Raw genomic sequence first — 18229 nt, 5'->3', positions numbered from 1 at the left:
CCATAAACTCAAAAAACCATTGGTATCTTCCGCCAATGGTTTTTAACTAATTTATTCTTTTTTACTTTTCTAACGAAAATGCATCATCCAAAAATAACGTCATCCAAGCAATGATCAGCACGACATAACAATTGAGATTGAATGGCACTGTAAATAAAACGATAAACTGGCCGACAATGAGGACTAGCGAAATTAAACTCCCCAACTTAGTTAAATGGCGATTGCTCAGTTTAGCTTGCGGATGCTGAATATAGTATCTTTTTTGAAAGAGAAAATAATAGCCCACCCAGAATCCACCTGCCACGACCAACGATATGATAACCTGCAGCCAAACATTGCTGACGAAAGGAGCCAACATAATCGCAGAAACAACCAACACCAAAGCTGGCATTGTATTCAGAATTCCGAAATGCCATCTAGTTTCCATAAATTGATCTCGCCTTTCTTCGAGGAAATAACTATACATTAATAACATCATAACTAAAAAAGATGAAACTTGTCGATAAATTGTGTGAAGAAATTATGAAATTGAGCGGATTCAGTGCATAAACACCCCTCAAGAAAGCATCAAAGATCGATGCTTTTGGTTAAAGTTACTGCCTATGTATGGATGCCAAAAAATAGCGCAAACCAAATAAAGGACGATCACTAATACTTGCTGTGACCGTCCTTTATTTTATGATTGTGACCCTTTTCAGCATTCAGATAAGCGATCCCAATCGGTTCTACTTTGCTGACAAATCACGCCCATCAAATCCCGTTCGGCTGCCGTAATCTGTCGCAATACGTGACAAGGGTTGCCTGCCGCAATTACGTTGGCTGGAATATCTCGTGTGACGACACTACCGCCGCCAATGATGCTATTTTTGCCAATCGTCACCCCCGGCAAGACAACCACATTGGCCGCAAGCCAAACGTTGTCACCAATCGTAATTGGTTTGGCAATGCAGCCGCCAGTTTGGCGTTCAGTGGGGTCGAATAAGTGGTTGCTGGTATAAAGCCCCACCTTTGGTCCCAGCAGGGCATGCGTGCCAATCGTGATCGGTGCGCCGTCGAGCATGACACAGTCATAATTGGCATAAAAGTGATCACCAATCTGAATATTTCGCCCAAACTCACAGCGAAAATTAGGTTCAATCATCGGGTCAATCCCCACTTTTCCGACTAACTTGGCAAATAAGGTCGCCCGCTTACTGGGATCTACTTCCGCATTCAAGCGCTGCGTCATTGCAGTTGCTTGGGCTCTCAATGTCACCAACTTGGGATCAAGGTCATCGTAAGGCTGACCAGTTGCCATATAGGCAAACTTTTCGTTTAAGTCCATTTCATTCGTCCTTTTAGTGATGCGGGTATTGATGCCCAATCTCATAGACCATCTCAGGCTCTTGGCTGATGCGGGTATTCTTGTTCAAAGCATCCACCCAAGCCATTTCCTCGTCAGTTAAGTCAAAGTCATAGATGTCAGCATTTTGCCTGATCCGATCCGGATGAACCGACTTGGGAATAAATGAATCTCCCCGCTGCAAGTGCCAACGCAAAATGATTTGCGCAGCTGATTTGCCGTGGTGCTTGGCAATTTTTAAAATGGCAGGGTCATCGAAAATCCGGCCACGGCCGAGTGGTGCCCACGCCTGCGTGACAATGTGCTTTTCGCGATCAAAGTTAATCATTGCTTCTTGAGATAAATAGGGGTGGACTTCCAACTGATTCAAAACCGGCATCTCGTTGGCTTTGGTTGCTAAGTATTCCAAGTGAACCATGCCATAATTACTGGTACCGATCGATTTAGTAAGCCCCTGTTCTTTTAATACCTCAAAGGCTTTCCAAGTTTCAAAGAAGTGCTGGTGAATTGGCCAATGAACCAGCAACAGGTCAACGTAATCTAATTGAAGCTTTTTTAGAGATTCTTCAACTGACGCCATGACTTTGTCGTAACCTTGATTTGCTTCGGCAACCTTGGTCGTGACAAAAATGTCATCCCGCGAGACGTTGAGTTCTTTGATTGCCTTGCCAACCGCTGCCTCATTTCCATACATTTGGGCAGTATCAAACAACCGATAACCGGCATCGTAGGCAACCTTTACGGAGTCAATCAACTCCCGTTCTTCGGTCATTTTATAGACGCCAAGCCCCTGATTGGGCATTGTATGGCCATCCGCCAATTTAACGCTTGAATCAATTCTTTGAGTATCCATCAAATTCCTCCAACACTATTTTAATTTCTTAATGATTCTGGCGGGGTTGCCGCCAATCAAGACGTTGTCGCCAAATGATTTGGTGACCACCGCGCCTGCAGCAATTATAACATTATCACCCAAGGTGACGCCGGGAACAATGATCACGCCACCGCCAGTCCACAAGTTATCGCCAATCGTCACCTCGCCGGGATATTCGTAATTGGCAATCCGCTCGTCGACGTCCAGCGGGTGATTGACCGAAAAGATCTGCGTGTTGGGTCCCAGCATGGCATTTTTGCCAATCGTGATTTTACCAACGTCAATAAACGTACAATTATAGTTAGCAAAAAAGTTCTCGCCAACCGATACCGTATACCCATAATCACATTGAAATGGTGATTGAACATCAATCTTCTCACCGGTTTGGTGGAAAATTCTTTTAATCAATTGATGACCACGCTCTGGGTCTTGGCGGGCGATCCGATTAAATTTGTCGATCAATAAGCGATTTTTCTGACGATCAGCTGCTAATTCAGGGTCAGTATTTAAATAACGTTGACCTGTCAGCATTCTTTCTTTTTCAGTAGTCATAATCAAGGCAGCCTCCAGTTGGTTTATGTACGAAACGAGGTTGAGGCAATTGGCTTGCCTCAACCTCGTTTCTATGTCGGATAGATGGTTTATATAAATGGTACGTTTTTGTTTGATGAGTGGTTCTTTTGAGAGGGGGTAGGTTAGCCTCTTCTAGGCTACCTAGCTGAAACGTACTCCGCTAGGCAGAAATCTCCGCATAAGCACCTCACTGGTAATTGAGGTGCTCGTACTAGGCTACCTAGCTGAAACGTGCTCCACAAAGCAGAAGCTTGCACCTAAGTGGTCTTACTCATAAATCCAAACCCGGGATTTCTGAGCAAGACCACTTAGGCTCCAGCTTCTAACCGCTTTGTTCCGCACTCTGCTACTTAATATCCTCAAACTTCAACCCAAACATTTCAGCCAAGTCATGGATTTGAGTTTCACTTGCAGCGAATGTCAATACAGTATGGTGGCCACCACCATTTCTGATCCATTCCGTTGCGCCGTGCTTCAAGCCCATCTTTGGTGTCCACATTTGTTTAGCAACTGGTAGATGTGGCGTTGGCTTTGGTGCCTTGTGGCCGTCTACTGCATAACCGATCATGCGATACTCTGTGCCGAAGTCAGAAATTGTAACGTCCATTGCGTCACCTTCACGGCCAGTAAATACCAGACGAGCAGGATCTGCTTTGCCACCAATATCCAATGGGTGAACTTCAACTCTTGGCTTGTCACTGGCAATCCCAGGGTCAACTTCAAGCATATGTGAACCAAGAATGGCTTCCTTACCCTTTTGTAATTCAAGGGTGTAGTCTTCCATGAAGGCAGTTGACTTGTTGTGAGTCAAGATCTTAATTAAGCGATCCAAAGCAGCCGTCTTCCAGTCACCTTCAGCACCGAAGCCGTATCCTTCGTCCATCAACAATTGAGCTGCTAAGCCTGGCAATTGTTCCAAACCGTAGAGGTCTTCGAAGTTGGTCGTAAATGCAGAGTAGTTACCTTTGTCAAGGAAGTTCTTGATACCAAAGTATTCACGAATTTGGTAACGAACTGAATGTTCATACTTATCCTTGTCATTGTCGCCTTGAACAAATTCATACTTGTCCTGTAATTCTTTGTATTTCTTGTCAATGTCGTCTTCTGAAACGGCGTTAACGGATTCTACCAAGTCACCTAATGCATAGTAATCAACGGTCCAGCCAAATTGGATTTGGGCTTCAACCTTGTCACCTTCAGTAACGGCAACGTTTCTCATGTTGTCACCAAATCGGGCAACTTTGATGTTAAAGCTTTCGTTGTAAGCAACGGCAACGTCTTCCCAATCAGCAATTTCGTCTTGGACTTCAGGATCTCCCCACCAGCCATAAACAATCTTGTTATGTTTTTGAAGACGAGAGTTGATAAAGCCGTATTCACGGTCACCATGGGCACTTTGATTCAAGTTCATGTAATCAAAATCGATGGTGTCATATGGAATGTGGTCTAAGTATTGGGTTGCCAAGTGAAGCAATGGCTTTTGCAATAATTTTGTCCCACGGATCCAGTTCTTTGCAGGTGAGAATGTGTGCATCCAAGTAATCACACCGGCAACTTTATCGTTGTAGTTAACTTCTTTCATTAACTTGGTAATACTGTCAGCAGTTGTTGCCACTAATTTGAAAACAACTGGATAAGGCAATTTGCCTGATGCGTTTAACTTGTCAACAATGTCTTTAGCATCTTTTTCAACGGATTTTAATTGTTCTTCACCGTAAAGATGTTGACTACCAGTAACGAACCAAAATTCATAATCAGGAACTTGTAACATAGTGTGTTCTCTCCTTGTAATGAAGTATTTTTAACGTCTGAATCGATCATCCAGACCGTGATAACAAATGAACAGCAAGCAACGATTGAAAGAATCCTGTTATCGCTTACATGAAGTATTATAAATTATTTGTACGCATAAATCAATCTAATTTTATATTTATTAGTATAAAATTTTCTGGTCCACTTTCTTTCTACACAAAAACGGCCAAACAAATGAGCTGGCCGTTTTTTTGAAATGATTAATTATTATTCGTCGTCGAAGTAGATTCTTTAATCCCAGCGGCTTTATGAAGATCCAATTCAATCTCTTCAAGTGACTTGCCACGGGTTTCGATAAACTTCTTGTGAACAAACCAGATCGCGATCCCACAAATGATGGCGTAGAACAAGAAGGCATTATCAAGTCCCCAAGCACTTAACATCATTGGGAAGGTCAATGAAACGGCCATATCAGCTAACCAGTTGGTTGCAGAACAGAGTGACGTTCCAAGGCCTCTAATGTTTAGTGGGAAGACTTCACCAATCAGAACCCAAGTAATTGGTGCCCAAGTTGAAGCATAAAAGGCAATGTAGACCGTTAAGGCAATCGCACTCACATAAGCAGCAGCTTGTGATCCGTTATCAAATTTCAGGATTGTGTACATCACAATTAATGAAAGACCCATTCCAGATGCACCAAAAATCAACATCTTCTTTCGGTCCACTTTATCCATTAATAGCATTGCCACAACCGTAACAATAACGTTAACGATTCCAATTCCAATGTGAGCCAGCAATGCGGCAATCACACCCCAGCCAACATCGGTAAAGATAGTCGGCGCATAGAAAATCACACTGTTACTACCAATAACTTGTTGGAAGATAGCGGCACCAAGCCCAGTAATCAAAGCAGGCCGAACGGCTTTACCAAACAATTCCTTCCAGCCGCCAACCGGTTGCTCGGCCGTTTCCTGAATTTCGGTCAAGGCAGTATCAACCGCTTTTTGATCGCCCTTGTTGGTATCAAGCAAAACCCCTTTGGCTTCGTCCAATTTACCAATTTTAACCAAGAAACGAGGGCTTTCTGGTAAGAACAATGAGCCAACGTATAGGATTGCGGCAGGCAGTGCAGCGAATCCCAACATCCAACGCCAGCCAGTATACATATGGGCAAAGGTATAATTCAAAATGTAAGCCAACAAAATCCCAATCATAATCATTAACTGGAACATTGTCGCAACGGCCCCATGCATGCTTTTTGGTGCCAACTCATGCAGATACGCCGGGATCAATGCGGACGTAATTCCAACACCAATCCCTAAGATAATTCGTGTGCCAACCAAGATCTCAAAGTTTGGCGCAAATCCTGACGTAATTGCACCAATGAAGAAGATAATCGACGCCCAAATTAATAATTTGCGACGTCCATAAGTATCCAAAAATTTACTGGTTCCTAAAGCACCAAGAACGGCACCAATTAAGACTGAACTTACGACCCAGCCTTGTTCCCAAGGTCCTAGGTTTAATTGCTTTTGGATGAACAAAATTGCCCCAGAAACTGACGCAATATCGTAACCAAACAACAAGCCACCTAGAGCACCAAAGGTATAGATAAAACCATTATTCGTGACTCTCTTCAATTTTAAGCACCCCATTCGACTAATTTACTAAATAAATAAAAATTGCTACCACTAATAAAATTTTTGTGCGCACATTGCAAACGGTTTCTGACATCGCTTACAACCGATAGTATAGAATATTCATACGCATAAATCAATGTTTTTTTATTTATACTGTTAAATCCATTAATCACACATGCCGATACGCTAACTACCGCACAGCTTTTAGAAAACACTAAAAAGACAAATTATTTTATCAACTATACTATATTCAATTGGCTTAACCCTTTAAAAATAGGCTCAGCCATCCAACTGGCTAGCTAATCCGATTGGACAATTTTCTAATTGATACGACGCCATCAACGTTTAGCAGATTTGTCTGGTTGATGAATCTCAATCGCCGCTTACCTAAAAATAACGAGTTCAGCGCTCATCCCAAAAGGATAAAAAATAGGGCTAAACTAAAATTCAAATAAACCTTAGCTTAACCCTATTCAACTTTTATTTCTTTGACACACTTAAGCGTCAAGTAACTGCTCTTTTAACGACATCTCAAATACCTTCATACGGATTACTTAACAATCCCCATGAAATTAGCAAATATTGGCACCACAATATCAACGACAATCGAAATAATAACAACGGCAATCGCTGCCATTGCACCGGCAACTGAACTCAACTGGATTGCTTTGGCTGAACCAACGGTATGACCGGCAGTTCCTAATCCAAGACCTTGGCCAATGGGTTCCGTTAAGTGGAAAATCTTAATCAGCCAGCTAGCCAAGGCATAGATAATAACCGCGTTTAAGATACAAGCCATCGCTGTAACCGCAGGTGTCCCACCAATTGCGCCAGAAATCGGCATTGCAATGGCAGTCGTTGCAGCTTGCGGCAGCATCGAAGCGATCCCGTTCTTGTCCAAACCAATGAATTTTGAAACGTAGTAAATAATGACTAGTGAAATTCCTAAACCAACAATGAGTGAGAGCAAAATTTCTACCCAGAATCGTTTAACAATATCATTTCGCTTATATAGCGGAATGGCAAACGCGATTGTAGCTGGGTTTAAGAACCAGAAGATTAGGTCGCCCCCTGGTTTATATGCATTCGTGTAAAACCACGTTACATTAACTCCAAATGTCTTTGCCAACAGCCAAAGGACAAAGATCCCTAAAACCATCCCAACGAACAGTGGCTGGAATAAGAAGAAGCCCTTTGTTATTTTGAACAACCATTGGCCAAGCAAAAACAAGGCAATTGACAAACAAATCCCAAAAATAGGTGTGCCTAAATAGGTTATAATTGCTGTTTGAGTTCCAGACATCGTCATCACCCCATGTTATTTCTTATCAACTTTTTCATTAACCGTCACGTCACCGTGAAAAATCGTCTTTTTGATCCAAATGAAAGCTGAGGTTGTAAAAGCAGTAACAACCAACAAGACAATCGTTGAAATGATAATTGCAATAATCAAGCGGACCCCTTGAGCCTTCATAATCCCGAGAGATGCAGTTAATTGAATTCCTGAAGGGACAAACAAAAAGGCAATCATACTAATCATAAACGTCGCAAAATTATCAACCCATTCCAATTTAACAATATGAAATGTCAACAGGAGATAAAGAATAATTAAACCAATAACTGGTGTCGGCACAGGAAACGTTGGTGGAAATAACGGCGAAATTAAACTAGAAACGAATAAGACACCAGCAAAAATTCCCATTTGAATTAAAACAGGTGCTCCCTTTGCTTTAGCAGGTGTCGAATTTTGTTTACTTGCCATCGTGAAGACTCCTTCCTTTGTGAACCAGAAGATAATCACATCAACTACTTTACGCCCTTAGTTTAAAGTCGTTTGTTGAAAATAACAATTAAATGCACTTCATATATTGTGAAAGATTTGCCAAAATAAAAGACAACCACCTATCCGGGTTAAACTCGGAATCGTGCTTGTCTTTAACTTGGGAATTATATACATTTTGCGGGTCATTGCCGTCATTTTCATAACTACCAGGTTCCAAATACGACTTATCCCAAACTAAATTGCTTTCGTTGAATCCCGGATAATTAGCTGTGAATCTAATATTTTATGATGACCATCGCTTTTATCCAGCATGGCTAATAATAGGTTAGCTGCCGTTTCCCCCATATGCCGCTTAGGATGGGTCATCGTCGTGATGCTGGGGTCAACGAACTTAGAAATTTCATAATCATCGAATCCAGCTACTGAAATGTCGTCTGGTACCGACACGCCTTCCTTACTGAGCATCCCAATGACTTCGATGGCCAGCTGATCGTTATAACAAACAATTGCCGTTGGGCGGGTTCCCGGCTGTACGCCGACTCGATTCTTAACCTTCTCTAATACGCCTCGAATTTCGTCACTAGAACGATACATCATAATATCGCCAGAAGATGACACATTGGGGTGGGTTTGATACGACTTAATGAAGCCGTTCATCCGATTAACTCCCTGCAAATCATCAACTTGAAAAATCCCCAGCACCCGCTCATGACCACTATCTAATAAATGGTCGACCAGCGTTTTTTCGGCCGCTGTATCGTCAATCTCAACATATGGAAATTCCAGTTGTGGATAATGGGCGTTAATGAACACTGCTGGCTTACCTGAATTAACAATCATTTGATAAACATCTAGATTGGGGTTTTCTAACGTACTTCGGGTCGGTTCAATGATAAAGCCGACAACGTCATTATCGAGCATGTTCAATAAATTATGCCGTTCGTTATCGTACTCATCGTGGGTGTTGCCAATTAAGACCGACAAGCCTTCTTCTGAAATCACCTGGTCAATGCCGCTAATAATGTTGGGGAAGATATAATCGGCAATGTGGGTGGTAATGACGCCAACGCTTTGATTGGTGCGCTCTGAACGCACTTTGTGATTGATCCAATCGTTGACGTACATACCACCACCCTGAACCCGGTAAATATAGCCTTCGTGCTCTAAATCGCCAACCGCCCGCCGAATGGTATACCGGCTGACGGAATACATTGCCATCAACTCAGATTCAGTTGGAATCTTCTCATCGATTTTGTATTTTCCGTTAACGATATTATTTTTGATACTCTTTTTAACCATGACATACTTAATTTCCATGAGTGACTCCCCCACCTATTGAATTTTTCCCGGCCACAACTTGTTTGTTCATTGAAGTGTCCCCGCCAGATACATCAGACCACCGGTTACAATAATTGCTGCCAGTGTCCACCAGCCGAAATGGTGATTTGGCTTCGTCTGGTCCTTTCTAGCAAACTCGTACATCCAAGAAAAGATAAATACAATAATTAATAAATCAGTAATTCCTGATAAAACGTGTAAAAACGTTTGCATAACCCTACTCCCTCTTTTTCTCAACCGACTGCTCTCTCACAAAGGTATCATATTTACCAATGAGTTGATATAAATTATACGGATAAATATGTTTTTCTCTATTGCATCACCATACAAAAAAATATTATAATACAGATAAAAGCGGTTACACAACCGTAATTTATAATTTAAGGAGAAAGCGATCGATTATGCAAACTAAAAAAGAGGTATTTGATCAATATAATGGCCAAGAGATTGAAAAGTTCACGGTTACCAACAGCCATGACGTCTCGATTTCTGCTATTAGTTTAGGCGCTACTTGGAAAGCCTTTAATATTCCTGGAAAAGACGGTAAGCCAGAAAACGTCCTTTTGAGTATGCCAAGTAGTGAAGAATATATGAAGAACCAATATTTCTGCCAAGCAATTGGCCGGACTGCTGGTCGAATCACGAAGGGCACTTTTTCAATTAATGGCCAAGAATACCACGTTGATGCCAATGAAGGAACGACAACGCTGCACGGCGGCCCTCACGGCTTCAATACCCAAGTTTGGGACGGCGCTTTTGATGGCGACAAAATTGTCTTCAAAAAGCACATCAACTCGGCAGACGATTCATTTCCCGGCAACATTGACGTTCAGATTACGTTTGCGTTAAACGATGATAATGAAGTCACCATCACTTACACGGCCAAGAGTGATGCCGATACGTTGTTTAACCCAACTCAACATGCCTACTTCAACTTAAGTGACAGCCAAAACGTTTATGGCCAATCATTACAAATCAATGCTGATCAATATCTTGAATTGAACGCCGATAAGACGCCAACTGGCAAAATGGTCCCAGTTGACGACACGGCTTATGACTTCCGGGATGCCCATAACATTAAGCTAGGCATTGATGACATGAAGGCCGAAGTTGGTCATACCTACGATGAGGTTTACGTCATCAATGACCATCAAGCAGATGAGCCTATCGCAACACTGAGTGATCCCGAATCTGGCCGTAGCGTTGCCATTAAGTCCGACCGTAACGCATTAGTTGTCTTCACCCCTGATGATTTAAACGGTGTCAAATTTGACCGTGGTGCAGGTGTGACTCACATGGGAATCGCGCTGGAAGCTCAAAACTTACCAGACACGCCTAACCATGAAGGCTTCGGCAGCGTTCTTTTGCCAAAGGGAGAAGAAAAGACTTATTCAATTAGTTACAAGGCAACATTCTAAATTCTTTCATTATTTGAAACAACTTGTTACAAAAGATGGGGCGATAAAATCGCCTCATTTTTTATGGTGTGAATTCCGACTTGGTCATTCGATTCACCAATTGGCCAATGAACAAATAAGTGATAATTCATTTGAAATTAATGCCTATTTTGACATATACCAATTTGGGCTATTTCTGCTTGTCAACCATTTTAACCCATTGTTTAGATTTCCTAAAGCAAAATTTTAATACTATTTCAAGCCGCAATTAATTCGTCATTGGATCACAAATTTCCTGTAACTTCGCTGAAAACTTTAGCGGTTATGATAACACCTACAAAATGAAAAATGAGGTGTTCTTTTGAAATTTAATAAAGTGATTTTGAGTTTAGCATTTGCAGGTGCCATTCTCGGCGGTGCCGCCACAACCGCTAATGCAGACACGGTTGCCAGTTATCAGCAACCCCAAGCTGGTCAAACGACGACTGTCAATAACCGTACGTATCAAAGTAACGCCACCAATAATCAGGCCGTTACTACAACTAGCCAAAACAGTCGTTCGACGACCAATTCGAGTGCCGTTGTTAACTTAGCCAAACAACTAGCTTCTCAAAGTATTCCTTATGTTTGGGGTGGTGAATCCTTAAAAGGAATGGATTGCTCTGGCTTAACCGACTATGTATACCAAAAGGCCGCTGGCATTAGTTTGGGCCACTATACCGTTACCCAAGAAAGCCACGTCACAAAGGAAGCCGTTTCTGCTGCTCAACCGGGAGATCTTTTGTTCTGGGGCAGCCAAGGCGCAACGTATCACGTTGCCATTTATATTGGTAACAACCAGTACGTTGCTGCTCCACAACCGGGTCAAAATGTTCAAATTCAAACAATTAACAGCGCCTTTATACCAAGTTTTGCGGGGCATGTGAACGGGTAATTTAAATCCGAAGATACCAAGGAAAAGACAATTGGCGTCCCGTCTTAGTGCATCACCAAGGTGACGAACATGATTGACTTCTCAAGCTTAGAACCAAATTTTCTTGCAAGTCGAAGCAATCCAAACGGTTTATAATCAATAATGGTGATAAGTTGGCCTCAAGCCCCCCTATTAGATCGATACCGACTGTGTTGTTGCCGTTTGATAAGGAGTGAGGCCTTTACGGGATAGACAACCTTCAAAAATTAGACAGAAAAATGCCTGAACCTTCTTGGAAATCTACAAAAACAATTATTAAATGATCTTAATCATTAAGACGTATGAATCATCCTCATCGGTGATTCATACGTCTTTTTAGTTATATTTTATTCACTGATTAATCACAATTCCAATGATGACAATCAAAATCGTGATAACCAAAAATAACCAGCCAACCCAATAAGCAACTAATTGATATCGCTTAACCGTCGCCTTATCCAAGTTTCGATATTCCTTGCCGGTTAACGATGTGGTTGCTAGCAGCGTGTAGTCCCGCTTGATTAACAGTTGGTAAGTCGCCCACGCGAACAGTATCGTCATTGCCAGCAAACCAAGGTTTATTGAAAAGAATAAAATCACCACGCAAAGTATTGTACTGACTAAAAAAGCCACTCGTCGAAAAGCCAATGGCCCACCTCCGCTCTTATTTGATCCTATTATAACAGTGAACTGATTGGGTAAGAATAAGCGCTTCTCACAAGTTGAATTAATTCGTTACCCCGGACGCGTTCCAGGCCAAAGCTATCTTGGAACATGACACCGATTTTATCTTTAATCACCTTTGTTCGAGGCGTTTGCCCAAACAGTTTAATCATGCCATCACTAGGCTCAGTGAGACCGCGCATTAAGTTAATTAACGTACTTTTGCCAGCACCGTTCTTGCCAATCAGCCCAATAATCTCGCCAGGGGCAACTTCAAAATCGATATGTGATAAAACGGTTCTGTTAGCAAAGCATTTGGATACATCAGTTACCTGAATCATTTTAGTCATCGTGCTCATCTCCTATTTCTTAATTGCTACTTTAGTTTATAAGAAACTTGAAGATGGTTTTAGAAGCAGTTGTCAGGAGATGATGTGACAGTTGTCACTCTCTAAAACAGATCATCCTACTTTTTAGTCGACAGCGCGTACAATCCAAAAGGGTTTGCACTTATTGCATCCAAAAAACGCCTTCCTAAGTAAACAAGCTTTAATTATTTGCTTGTCTACTTAGGAAGGCGTATGCCCCATGCCTTTGACGTGACTCTTAGCTTTAATTTTCAATGATGATTCATTCCAAGTGGAAACCTAAGCATCAGCAGTTTTCTCTTTTTGGTTTGCAAACTTTTCCACTCGCGACATAAAATTCGCAAACAATGCATCTTGCAACTTATCTGTCCGAAACATTGCTTCAGGATGCCACTGAACCCCAATGATCAGGTCGTCGTCTTTACTTTCAACGCCTTCAATCACGCCATCTTTTGCCAATGCCGAAATGTTTAGTTGGGCAGAAATTGCCTTGACTGCCTCGTGATGATGGCTATTAACCAAAGTCGAGTCATCGTAGCCGATAATTTTTGCCAAATAAGAATCTGGGGTAGTCGAAACGGTGTGCGTGCCTTGTGGCATCGGCGCTTTTTGATAATGTTGGAAGGTCAGGTGATCCCGTTGACTATATAGATCTTGGTAAAGGGTCCCGCCAAGCGCAACGTTTAACACCTGCACACCGCGGCAGATGCCAAAAATCGGTTTGCGCTTAGCAACTGCTAATTTAACTAAGGCGATTTCACTGGCATCCAAAAAAGCATCGGTATCGCCGAGATTTTGGACGGGTTCTTCACCATAGAACTTCGGCGCAATATCCGGCCCGCCCGGCAGCAGCAAACCATCAACTAAATCAATATACTGCTCCATGATTTCTGGATTGCGAGTTGGAATGAGAACCGGTACTCCGCCGTGTTTGACAACGCCAGCGACCTCATCATCATTGACAACGTTTCTCGCAAGATTATTAATGATACGCGTCTCTGCTGGAAATCCGATTACATACTGTTTATCCAAAATATACCAACTCCTTGAGTTATAAGCCATCAATGACCTCATCATTTAGGCTCAAAATAATTGCCTTCAGCAATTTAACGGTAAATGGGAGCTATTTATTTTTTTCAATTCTTTTTTGAAGCGTTTTGGATGACAACCTTGTAGGTCATAATCGATCCCAGTCAATATCAGTGACACCAGTATTATCTCGTGACCGTTCACGAGCCTTTGAAAGTTCACCCGTATCCTCCAAATAAAGCGTTTCAGCGGTCGATTCCCAATCTTTTTTGGCTATAATAACTGCTGCTTCATTCTCATTCCCGTTAACTGGGGTGATGCTAATTAGTTCCTTTTGCTTATTAACTTCTTCTAATATCTTGTAGAGATTCTTTCTAGCATTAGTTGGGATATAATTTCCCACGTTTATCACCCAGAGTTATTTTAACGTGCCGTCATCACGTACTCAACTACCACGACTCAATACTTAGCTGAATTTCGTAATCAGCATCACAAACAGAAGTTTTCTCTCTTTGCTTCACACTGTAAAGATTTATCCCAAATCCTGTAAAAGTTTTGTAAATCATCTCCCAATCAGTGCACTTTATGCCATCATAGTCCTATAAAATCCCAAAGATTAGGAGCAAACTCACATGTTAGACATTATCAAAGCAATTATTTTAGGAATTGTTGAAGGCATTACCGAATTTTTACCGATTAGTTCAACCGGTCATTTGATTTTAGTTAACGAATTTATCAAAATGAGTGAAACTACTCAATTCACTGACATGTTCAATGTTGTGATTCAACTAGGCGCCATTATGGCCGTGGTGGTACTATACTTCCATAAGCTTAACCCCTTGTCATCAAAGAAAACTTCCGTTGAGCGTTATGACACGTGGATTCTCTGGCTCAAAGTCATCGTCGCCGTCTTGCCGTCAGTGGTGATCGGCCTGTTATTTAACGACTGGATGGATGCTCACTTGATGAATTGGGAAGTGGTTTCGGCCATGTTACTGCTATACGGCATCCTATTTATCGTAATCGAAAACCGTAACGCAAACCGGCAACCTCAGTTTTCTGATTTAAACCGTTTGTCTTATCGAACCGCCTTTATCATTGGCCTGTTTCAGCTGCTCTCCTTGGTTCCAGGAACTTCTCGCTCAGGAGCCACCATTCTGGGTGGTATCTTGATTGGCACCTCCCGATATGTTGCCACTGAGTTCTCATTTTTCTTGGCGATCCCTACCATGTTTGGTGCTTCACTTCTAAAGGTTTATAAGTACTTCGATCATGGTAGCACCTTTACGACGATGCAAACGACGGTCTTGCTAGTTGGTATGCTGGTGTCGTTTATGGTTGCCTACATGGCAATTAGATTTCTCTTAAACTACATTCAACACAACAACTTTAAGGTTTTCGGTTGGTACCGAATTGTTCTCAGTGTTGTGGTGATCGGCTACTTTGGACTGCGAACGCTTATTTAGTGCGCGGCTACTCAAGTCCATGATATAACGCAGGCGCTCATGAGCATCGATTTTTAAGTCGAAGATCATGAGCGCCTGCTTTTTTATGGGTCCCAAACCTGATCCTTAGGGAACTAATATAGCTTAACCTGATTATTTTATTCATCCAATAATTCTGACGTTAACCTTTCAGGAGTCAATATCATTACCCTAATTCCAAATAAATTAAGGTAATCTAAAGTTGACCAAAACAGGTTCATGGCTTCATCGTCCGCAATTGCAAGTTTGCGTTGAAAAACTGCGGGTACGCCAAGTAACAAGCGATCGTACTGCCAATACTGGTGGCCGCCATCAGCATAAACGTTACCATGATTTGGTACATAATCGCCTTGGTGGGATCCACGCCAGCAAAAATCAGCCCGGACATCATCCCCGGAAGACTGACCAGCCCCACCGTTTTGGCCGAATCAATTGTCGGACTCATCCCCGTTCGAATCGCCTCTCGGACCACATCAATAGCGGTTTGGTAGCGAGTTGCACCTAACGCGAGCTTTTCTAACAATCCTTGACGCTTATCATGAAATTGTCCGTTCAAGCTGCGGTAGGCCAGGCCAATTGCAACCATCGCATTACTGGCAATCATACCAGAAATTGGCACGATCTGGCTGGGAATAAAGGCAATGGCGTTTGCTAAAAGCAGCAGTCCAATGGTAACCCCCGTGGCCACCGTAATTGCAAGTAAACTAATTATAAAGGCATAGGGAATTCCGCGGGCCCGTCCACGGGCATTCCAAGCGGCGTTAAAGACAATAATGGCTACCATCAACAGCGTCAGCCAAACATGATTGACTCGAATAATGTACGTTAAAACGTAACCCACCACGGTCAATTGGATAACTGCCCGAATGACACCAACGATCAGGTCTTTTTCAAGACCAATTTTTTCTTTGAGACTGATAAAAAATGCTACGGCAACTAACGCCAGCGCAAAAATCAGCGCACTTGGGGTAACAATGAGTTGATTCATGCCGTCACCTCCATTCTACCAGCGGTAATGGTAATCAATCGATCAGCCGCTGCTAATTCAGATTCGTCATGAGTGACGGTGATAATCGTGACGCCCTGCTTGGTAAAGTTAGCCATAACTTGGTGGACAGTATCCTTTGTCGCCGCATCTAGCCCCGTGGTGATCTCGTCCAATAATAATACTTTGGGCGTAAAAATCAGATTACGAATAAGCGCGACCCGCTGTCGTTCACCGCCAGAAAGCTCTGTAATGGGCTTTGTCAGCATATCCGCCGGTAGATTCACTTCTGCTAACGCTGCTATCATGCGATCACGATCAACTTTTTCGTGCCGAATCTGGAACGGGAAAGCCAGATTGTCAGCCACGGTATCCCCAAACAGGCTGGGTTGCTGGTAACAATACGACACCAAGCGACGATAGGTGGTCTTTTCGTAATCCTGCTGTGATTTGCCGGCAAATATAATCTGGCCCGCCGTTGGTGTGAGTAAAGTAGCTAACAGCAGCAGTAACGTGCTCTTACCTGAACCAGAAGGACCCGTGATGGTCACAAACTCTCCAGGGGCCACTTTAAAAGAAATATGAGCCAACAACGTGCGCTGTGGAACGGTTAAACCAACGTCTTGTAAGTCAAAAATTGCTTCTGCCATTTGAATACCCCCCTCTTAGTTTATAAAACGATTGTAGAGGATACCGCTTACAAAGTCACTGATAATGATTATTAATTTGTAATTATTATTAACCTAATGCCCCCGAAACATCTCGCACCATCGCTAACTCCTCATTAGCTGGAATTAGTAAAATTCTTGTCGAAGAGTCCTTAGTGCCAAGATCCCCAGGCTGTTGTTGATCATTTAATTCAGCGTCCAATTTGATGCCAAAAATGCCAAGTTGCTTGCAAACTTCTTCTCTGACCCACTTATCGTGTTCACCGATACCGCCAGAAAAGACAATGGCGTCAACACCGCCAAGCTCTGTAATGTAACTGGCAGCATACTTTACGGTTCGGTTAACAAAGATATCTAATGCCAATTGGGCTCGCGGTTCCTTGGAACTTTCCAAATCCCGCATATCAGAGGAAACCCCTGAAACCCCCAGCAAGCCGGAGCGGTGATTAAACATCTCAATAACTTCATCAGCCTCGGCACCCATTTTCTTCATGAAAAATGGCACCAACGCCGGATCCACATTGCCAGCTCGGGTTCCCATCACCAAACCGTTCATTGGTGTAAACCCCATCGACGTGTCGTAACACTTCCCGGCGATTTCAGCAGCAACCGAAGCCCCGGAACCCAAATGAAGGGTCACTAATTTTGCAGCCGGTTTTTTAAGCATTTGAGCCGCTTCACCACTGATGTAACCATGGTTAATCCCATGCTCACCATACCGCCGAATCGTAAATTTCTCAGTCAATTCATATGGAATGCCATAAATAGCGTTGACCTCTGGCACGTCTTTGAAAAACGCACTGTCAAAGACCGCGTATTGGTCAACTTCCGGTAAAATTCGTTGGATAATCTTAATATATTCGGCTTCAACCGGATTGTGAATTGGGGCGATTTCGCCTAAGTCAACGATTTTTTGCAGGACCTCGTCGTCAACTTTAGCAACCTTATCAAAAATATTGCTGCCAGCAACGACCCGATTCCCCACCGCATCGATATCGCGGAGATGATCAATAACGCCCAGATCCTTTAAGCCATTAAGCATAATCGCTGCTGACCGTTCATAATCAACTTTATCTTCAGTTGCTTTATATGTTTGACCCTGACCATACTTGATCTTCACAATGGATCCCGGCATATTTAACCGTTCAATCTCGCCGTCAGCGAGAACCGTCTCCTTGGGCATATCAAATAGTTTAAATTTAAGCGATGAACTTCCTGCATTGACGATTAAAACTTTGGACATTCTAGACCCTCCAATAATTGAATCCGATTTTGATATTATAAATGAAAGCGCAACCACAGTAAAAGTATACTATACAAACAACGTCACATGCGATATTAAACTCAATAATTTTGCTTATAGGTTCATCATACTATATAT

20 protein-coding genes are annotated in these 18229 nt (G+C 42.5%); 3 read left to right on the top strand and 17 right to left on the bottom strand.

Annotated features, from left to right (window positions below):
* Nucleotides 1–61: 61 nt before the first annotated feature.
* From YK48G_RS04815 to YK48G_RS04770, 10 genes are all read right to left on the bottom strand, one after another.
* Nucleotides 62–427 (bottom strand): hypothetical protein, encoded by a 366-nt coding sequence (locus YK48G_RS04815; RefSeq protein WP_203629592.1) that lies wholly within the window; start codon nt 425–427, stop codon nt 62–64.
* A gap of 267 nt (nt 428–694) precedes the next feature.
* On the bottom strand, nt 695–1324 hold the full coding sequence (locus YK48G_RS04810) for a sugar O-acetyltransferase (protein WP_203629591.1): 630 nt from the start codon (nt 1322–1324) through the stop codon (nt 695–697).
* A 13-nt stretch (nt 1325–1337) separates the two neighbouring features.
* Nucleotides 1338–2195 carry an aldo/keto reductase gene (locus YK48G_RS04805; protein WP_203629590.1) on the bottom strand — a complete coding sequence of 286 codons (858 nt, stop codon included), beginning with the start codon at nt 2193–2195 and terminating at the stop codon, nt 1338–1340.
* 15 nt (nt 2196–2210) lie between these two features.
* Entirely contained in the window at nt 2211–2768 is a 558-nt protein-coding gene (locus YK48G_RS04800; protein WP_203629589.1) for a sugar O-acetyltransferase, read from the bottom strand.
* A 367-nt stretch (nt 2769–3135) separates the two neighbouring features.
* Nucleotides 3136–4560, bottom strand: a complete 1425-nt coding sequence (gene araA, locus YK48G_RS04795) for an L-arabinose isomerase (RefSeq protein WP_203629588.1) — start codon at nt 4558–4560, stop codon at nt 3136–3138.
* 241 nt (nt 4561–4801) lie between these two features.
* Nucleotides 4802–6196: a sugar porter family MFS transporter gene (locus YK48G_RS04790; protein WP_203629587.1), complete on the bottom strand. Its 1395-nt coding sequence runs from the start codon at nt 6194–6196 to the stop codon at nt 4802–4804.
* A 535-nt stretch (nt 6197–6731) separates the two neighbouring features.
* Nucleotides 6732–7484: an antiholin-like protein LrgB gene (gene lrgB / locus YK48G_RS04785; RefSeq protein ID WP_203629586.1), complete on the bottom strand. Its 753-nt coding sequence runs from the start codon at nt 7482–7484 to the stop codon at nt 6732–6734.
* A 15-nt stretch (nt 7485–7499) separates the two neighbouring features.
* Nucleotides 7500–7943: a CidA/LrgA family protein gene (locus YK48G_RS04780; RefSeq protein WP_203629585.1), complete on the bottom strand. Its 444-nt coding sequence runs from the start codon at nt 7941–7943 to the stop codon at nt 7500–7502.
* Nucleotides 7944–8198: 255 nt separating this feature from the next.
* Complete coding sequence (locus YK48G_RS04775) at nt 8199–9281, bottom strand: GntR family transcriptional regulator (protein WP_203629584.1); 1083 nt, start codon at nt 9279–9281, stop codon at nt 8199–8201.
* 48 nt (nt 9282–9329) lie between these two features.
* Nucleotides 9330–9515: a hypothetical protein gene (locus YK48G_RS04770; protein ID WP_203629583.1), complete on the bottom strand. Its 186-nt coding sequence runs from the start codon at nt 9513–9515 to the stop codon at nt 9330–9332.
* A 188-nt stretch (nt 9516–9703) separates the two neighbouring features.
* Here YK48G_RS04770 and YK48G_RS04765 point away from each other — a divergent pair, with 188 nt between their 5' ends.
* Nucleotides 9704–10720 carry an aldose epimerase family protein gene (locus tag YK48G_RS04765; RefSeq protein ID WP_203629582.1) on the top strand — a complete coding sequence of 339 codons (1017 nt, stop codon included), beginning with the start codon at nt 9704–9706 and terminating at the stop codon, nt 10718–10720.
* 340 nt (nt 10721–11060) lie between these two features.
* Nucleotides 11061–11633: a C40 family peptidase gene (locus YK48G_RS04760; protein WP_203629581.1), complete on the top strand. Its 573-nt coding sequence runs from the start codon at nt 11061–11063 to the stop codon at nt 11631–11633.
* A gap of 369 nt (nt 11634–12002) precedes the next feature.
* Here the strand turns inward: YK48G_RS04760 and YK48G_RS04755 are convergent, their stop codons facing one another.
* The 4 genes from YK48G_RS04755 to YK48G_RS04740 form a co-directional block, all read right to left on the bottom strand.
* Nucleotides 12003–12299: a hypothetical protein gene (locus YK48G_RS04755; protein ID WP_203629580.1), complete on the bottom strand. Its 297-nt coding sequence runs from the start codon at nt 12297–12299 to the stop codon at nt 12003–12005.
* A 29-nt stretch (nt 12300–12328) separates the two neighbouring features.
* Nucleotides 12329–12664 (bottom strand): ATP-binding cassette domain-containing protein, encoded by a 336-nt coding sequence (locus YK48G_RS04750; RefSeq protein ID WP_203629579.1) that lies wholly within the window; start codon nt 12662–12664, stop codon nt 12329–12331.
* Nucleotides 12665–12961: 297 nt separating this feature from the next.
* Nucleotides 12962–13714: a gamma-glutamyl-gamma-aminobutyrate hydrolase family protein gene (locus YK48G_RS04745; protein ID WP_203629578.1), complete on the bottom strand. Its 753-nt coding sequence runs from the start codon at nt 13712–13714 to the stop codon at nt 12962–12964.
* Between the two features lie 145 nt (nt 13715–13859).
* Nucleotides 13860–14114, bottom strand: a complete 255-nt coding sequence (locus tag YK48G_RS04740) for a type II toxin-antitoxin system Phd/YefM family antitoxin (RefSeq protein ID WP_203629577.1) — start codon at nt 14112–14114, stop codon at nt 13860–13862.
* 229 nt (nt 14115–14343) lie between these two features.
* Between YK48G_RS04740 and YK48G_RS04735 the strand changes: the two genes are divergently transcribed.
* Nucleotides 14344–15177, top strand: coding sequence for an undecaprenyl-diphosphate phosphatase (locus YK48G_RS04735; protein WP_203629576.1), 834 nt, complete (start codon nt 14344–14346; stop codon nt 15175–15177).
* Between the two features lie 235 nt (nt 15178–15412).
* Here YK48G_RS04735 and YK48G_RS04730 read toward each other — a convergent pair whose 3' ends face one another.
* The 3 genes from YK48G_RS04730 to YK48G_RS04720 form a co-directional block, all read right to left on the bottom strand.
* Nucleotides 15413–16183 (bottom strand): ABC transporter permease, encoded by a 771-nt coding sequence (locus YK48G_RS04730; RefSeq protein ID WP_203629575.1) that lies wholly within the window; start codon nt 16181–16183, stop codon nt 15413–15415.
* Nucleotides 16180–16830, bottom strand: a complete 651-nt coding sequence (locus YK48G_RS04725; RefSeq protein ID WP_203629574.1) for an ABC transporter ATP-binding protein — start codon at nt 16828–16830, stop codon at nt 16180–16182. The genes YK48G_RS04730 and YK48G_RS04725 overlap by 4 nt, the downstream gene beginning before the upstream one ends.
* Before the next feature lie 88 nt (nt 16831–16918).
* Nucleotides 16919–18091 (bottom strand): acetate/propionate family kinase, encoded by a 1173-nt coding sequence (locus YK48G_RS04720; protein WP_203629573.1) that lies wholly within the window; start codon nt 18089–18091, stop codon nt 16919–16921.
* Nucleotides 18092–18229 lie beyond the last annotated feature (138 nt).

It is taken from the genome of Lentilactobacillus fungorum, from assembly GCF_016860605.1.
Taxonomy (GTDB): Bacteria; Bacillota; Bacilli; order Lactobacillales; family Lactobacillaceae; genus Lentilactobacillus; species Lentilactobacillus fungorum.
The sequence above is the reverse complement of the archived record's forward strand: the minus strand, read 5'-3'. Positions and strand labels throughout refer to the sequence as shown.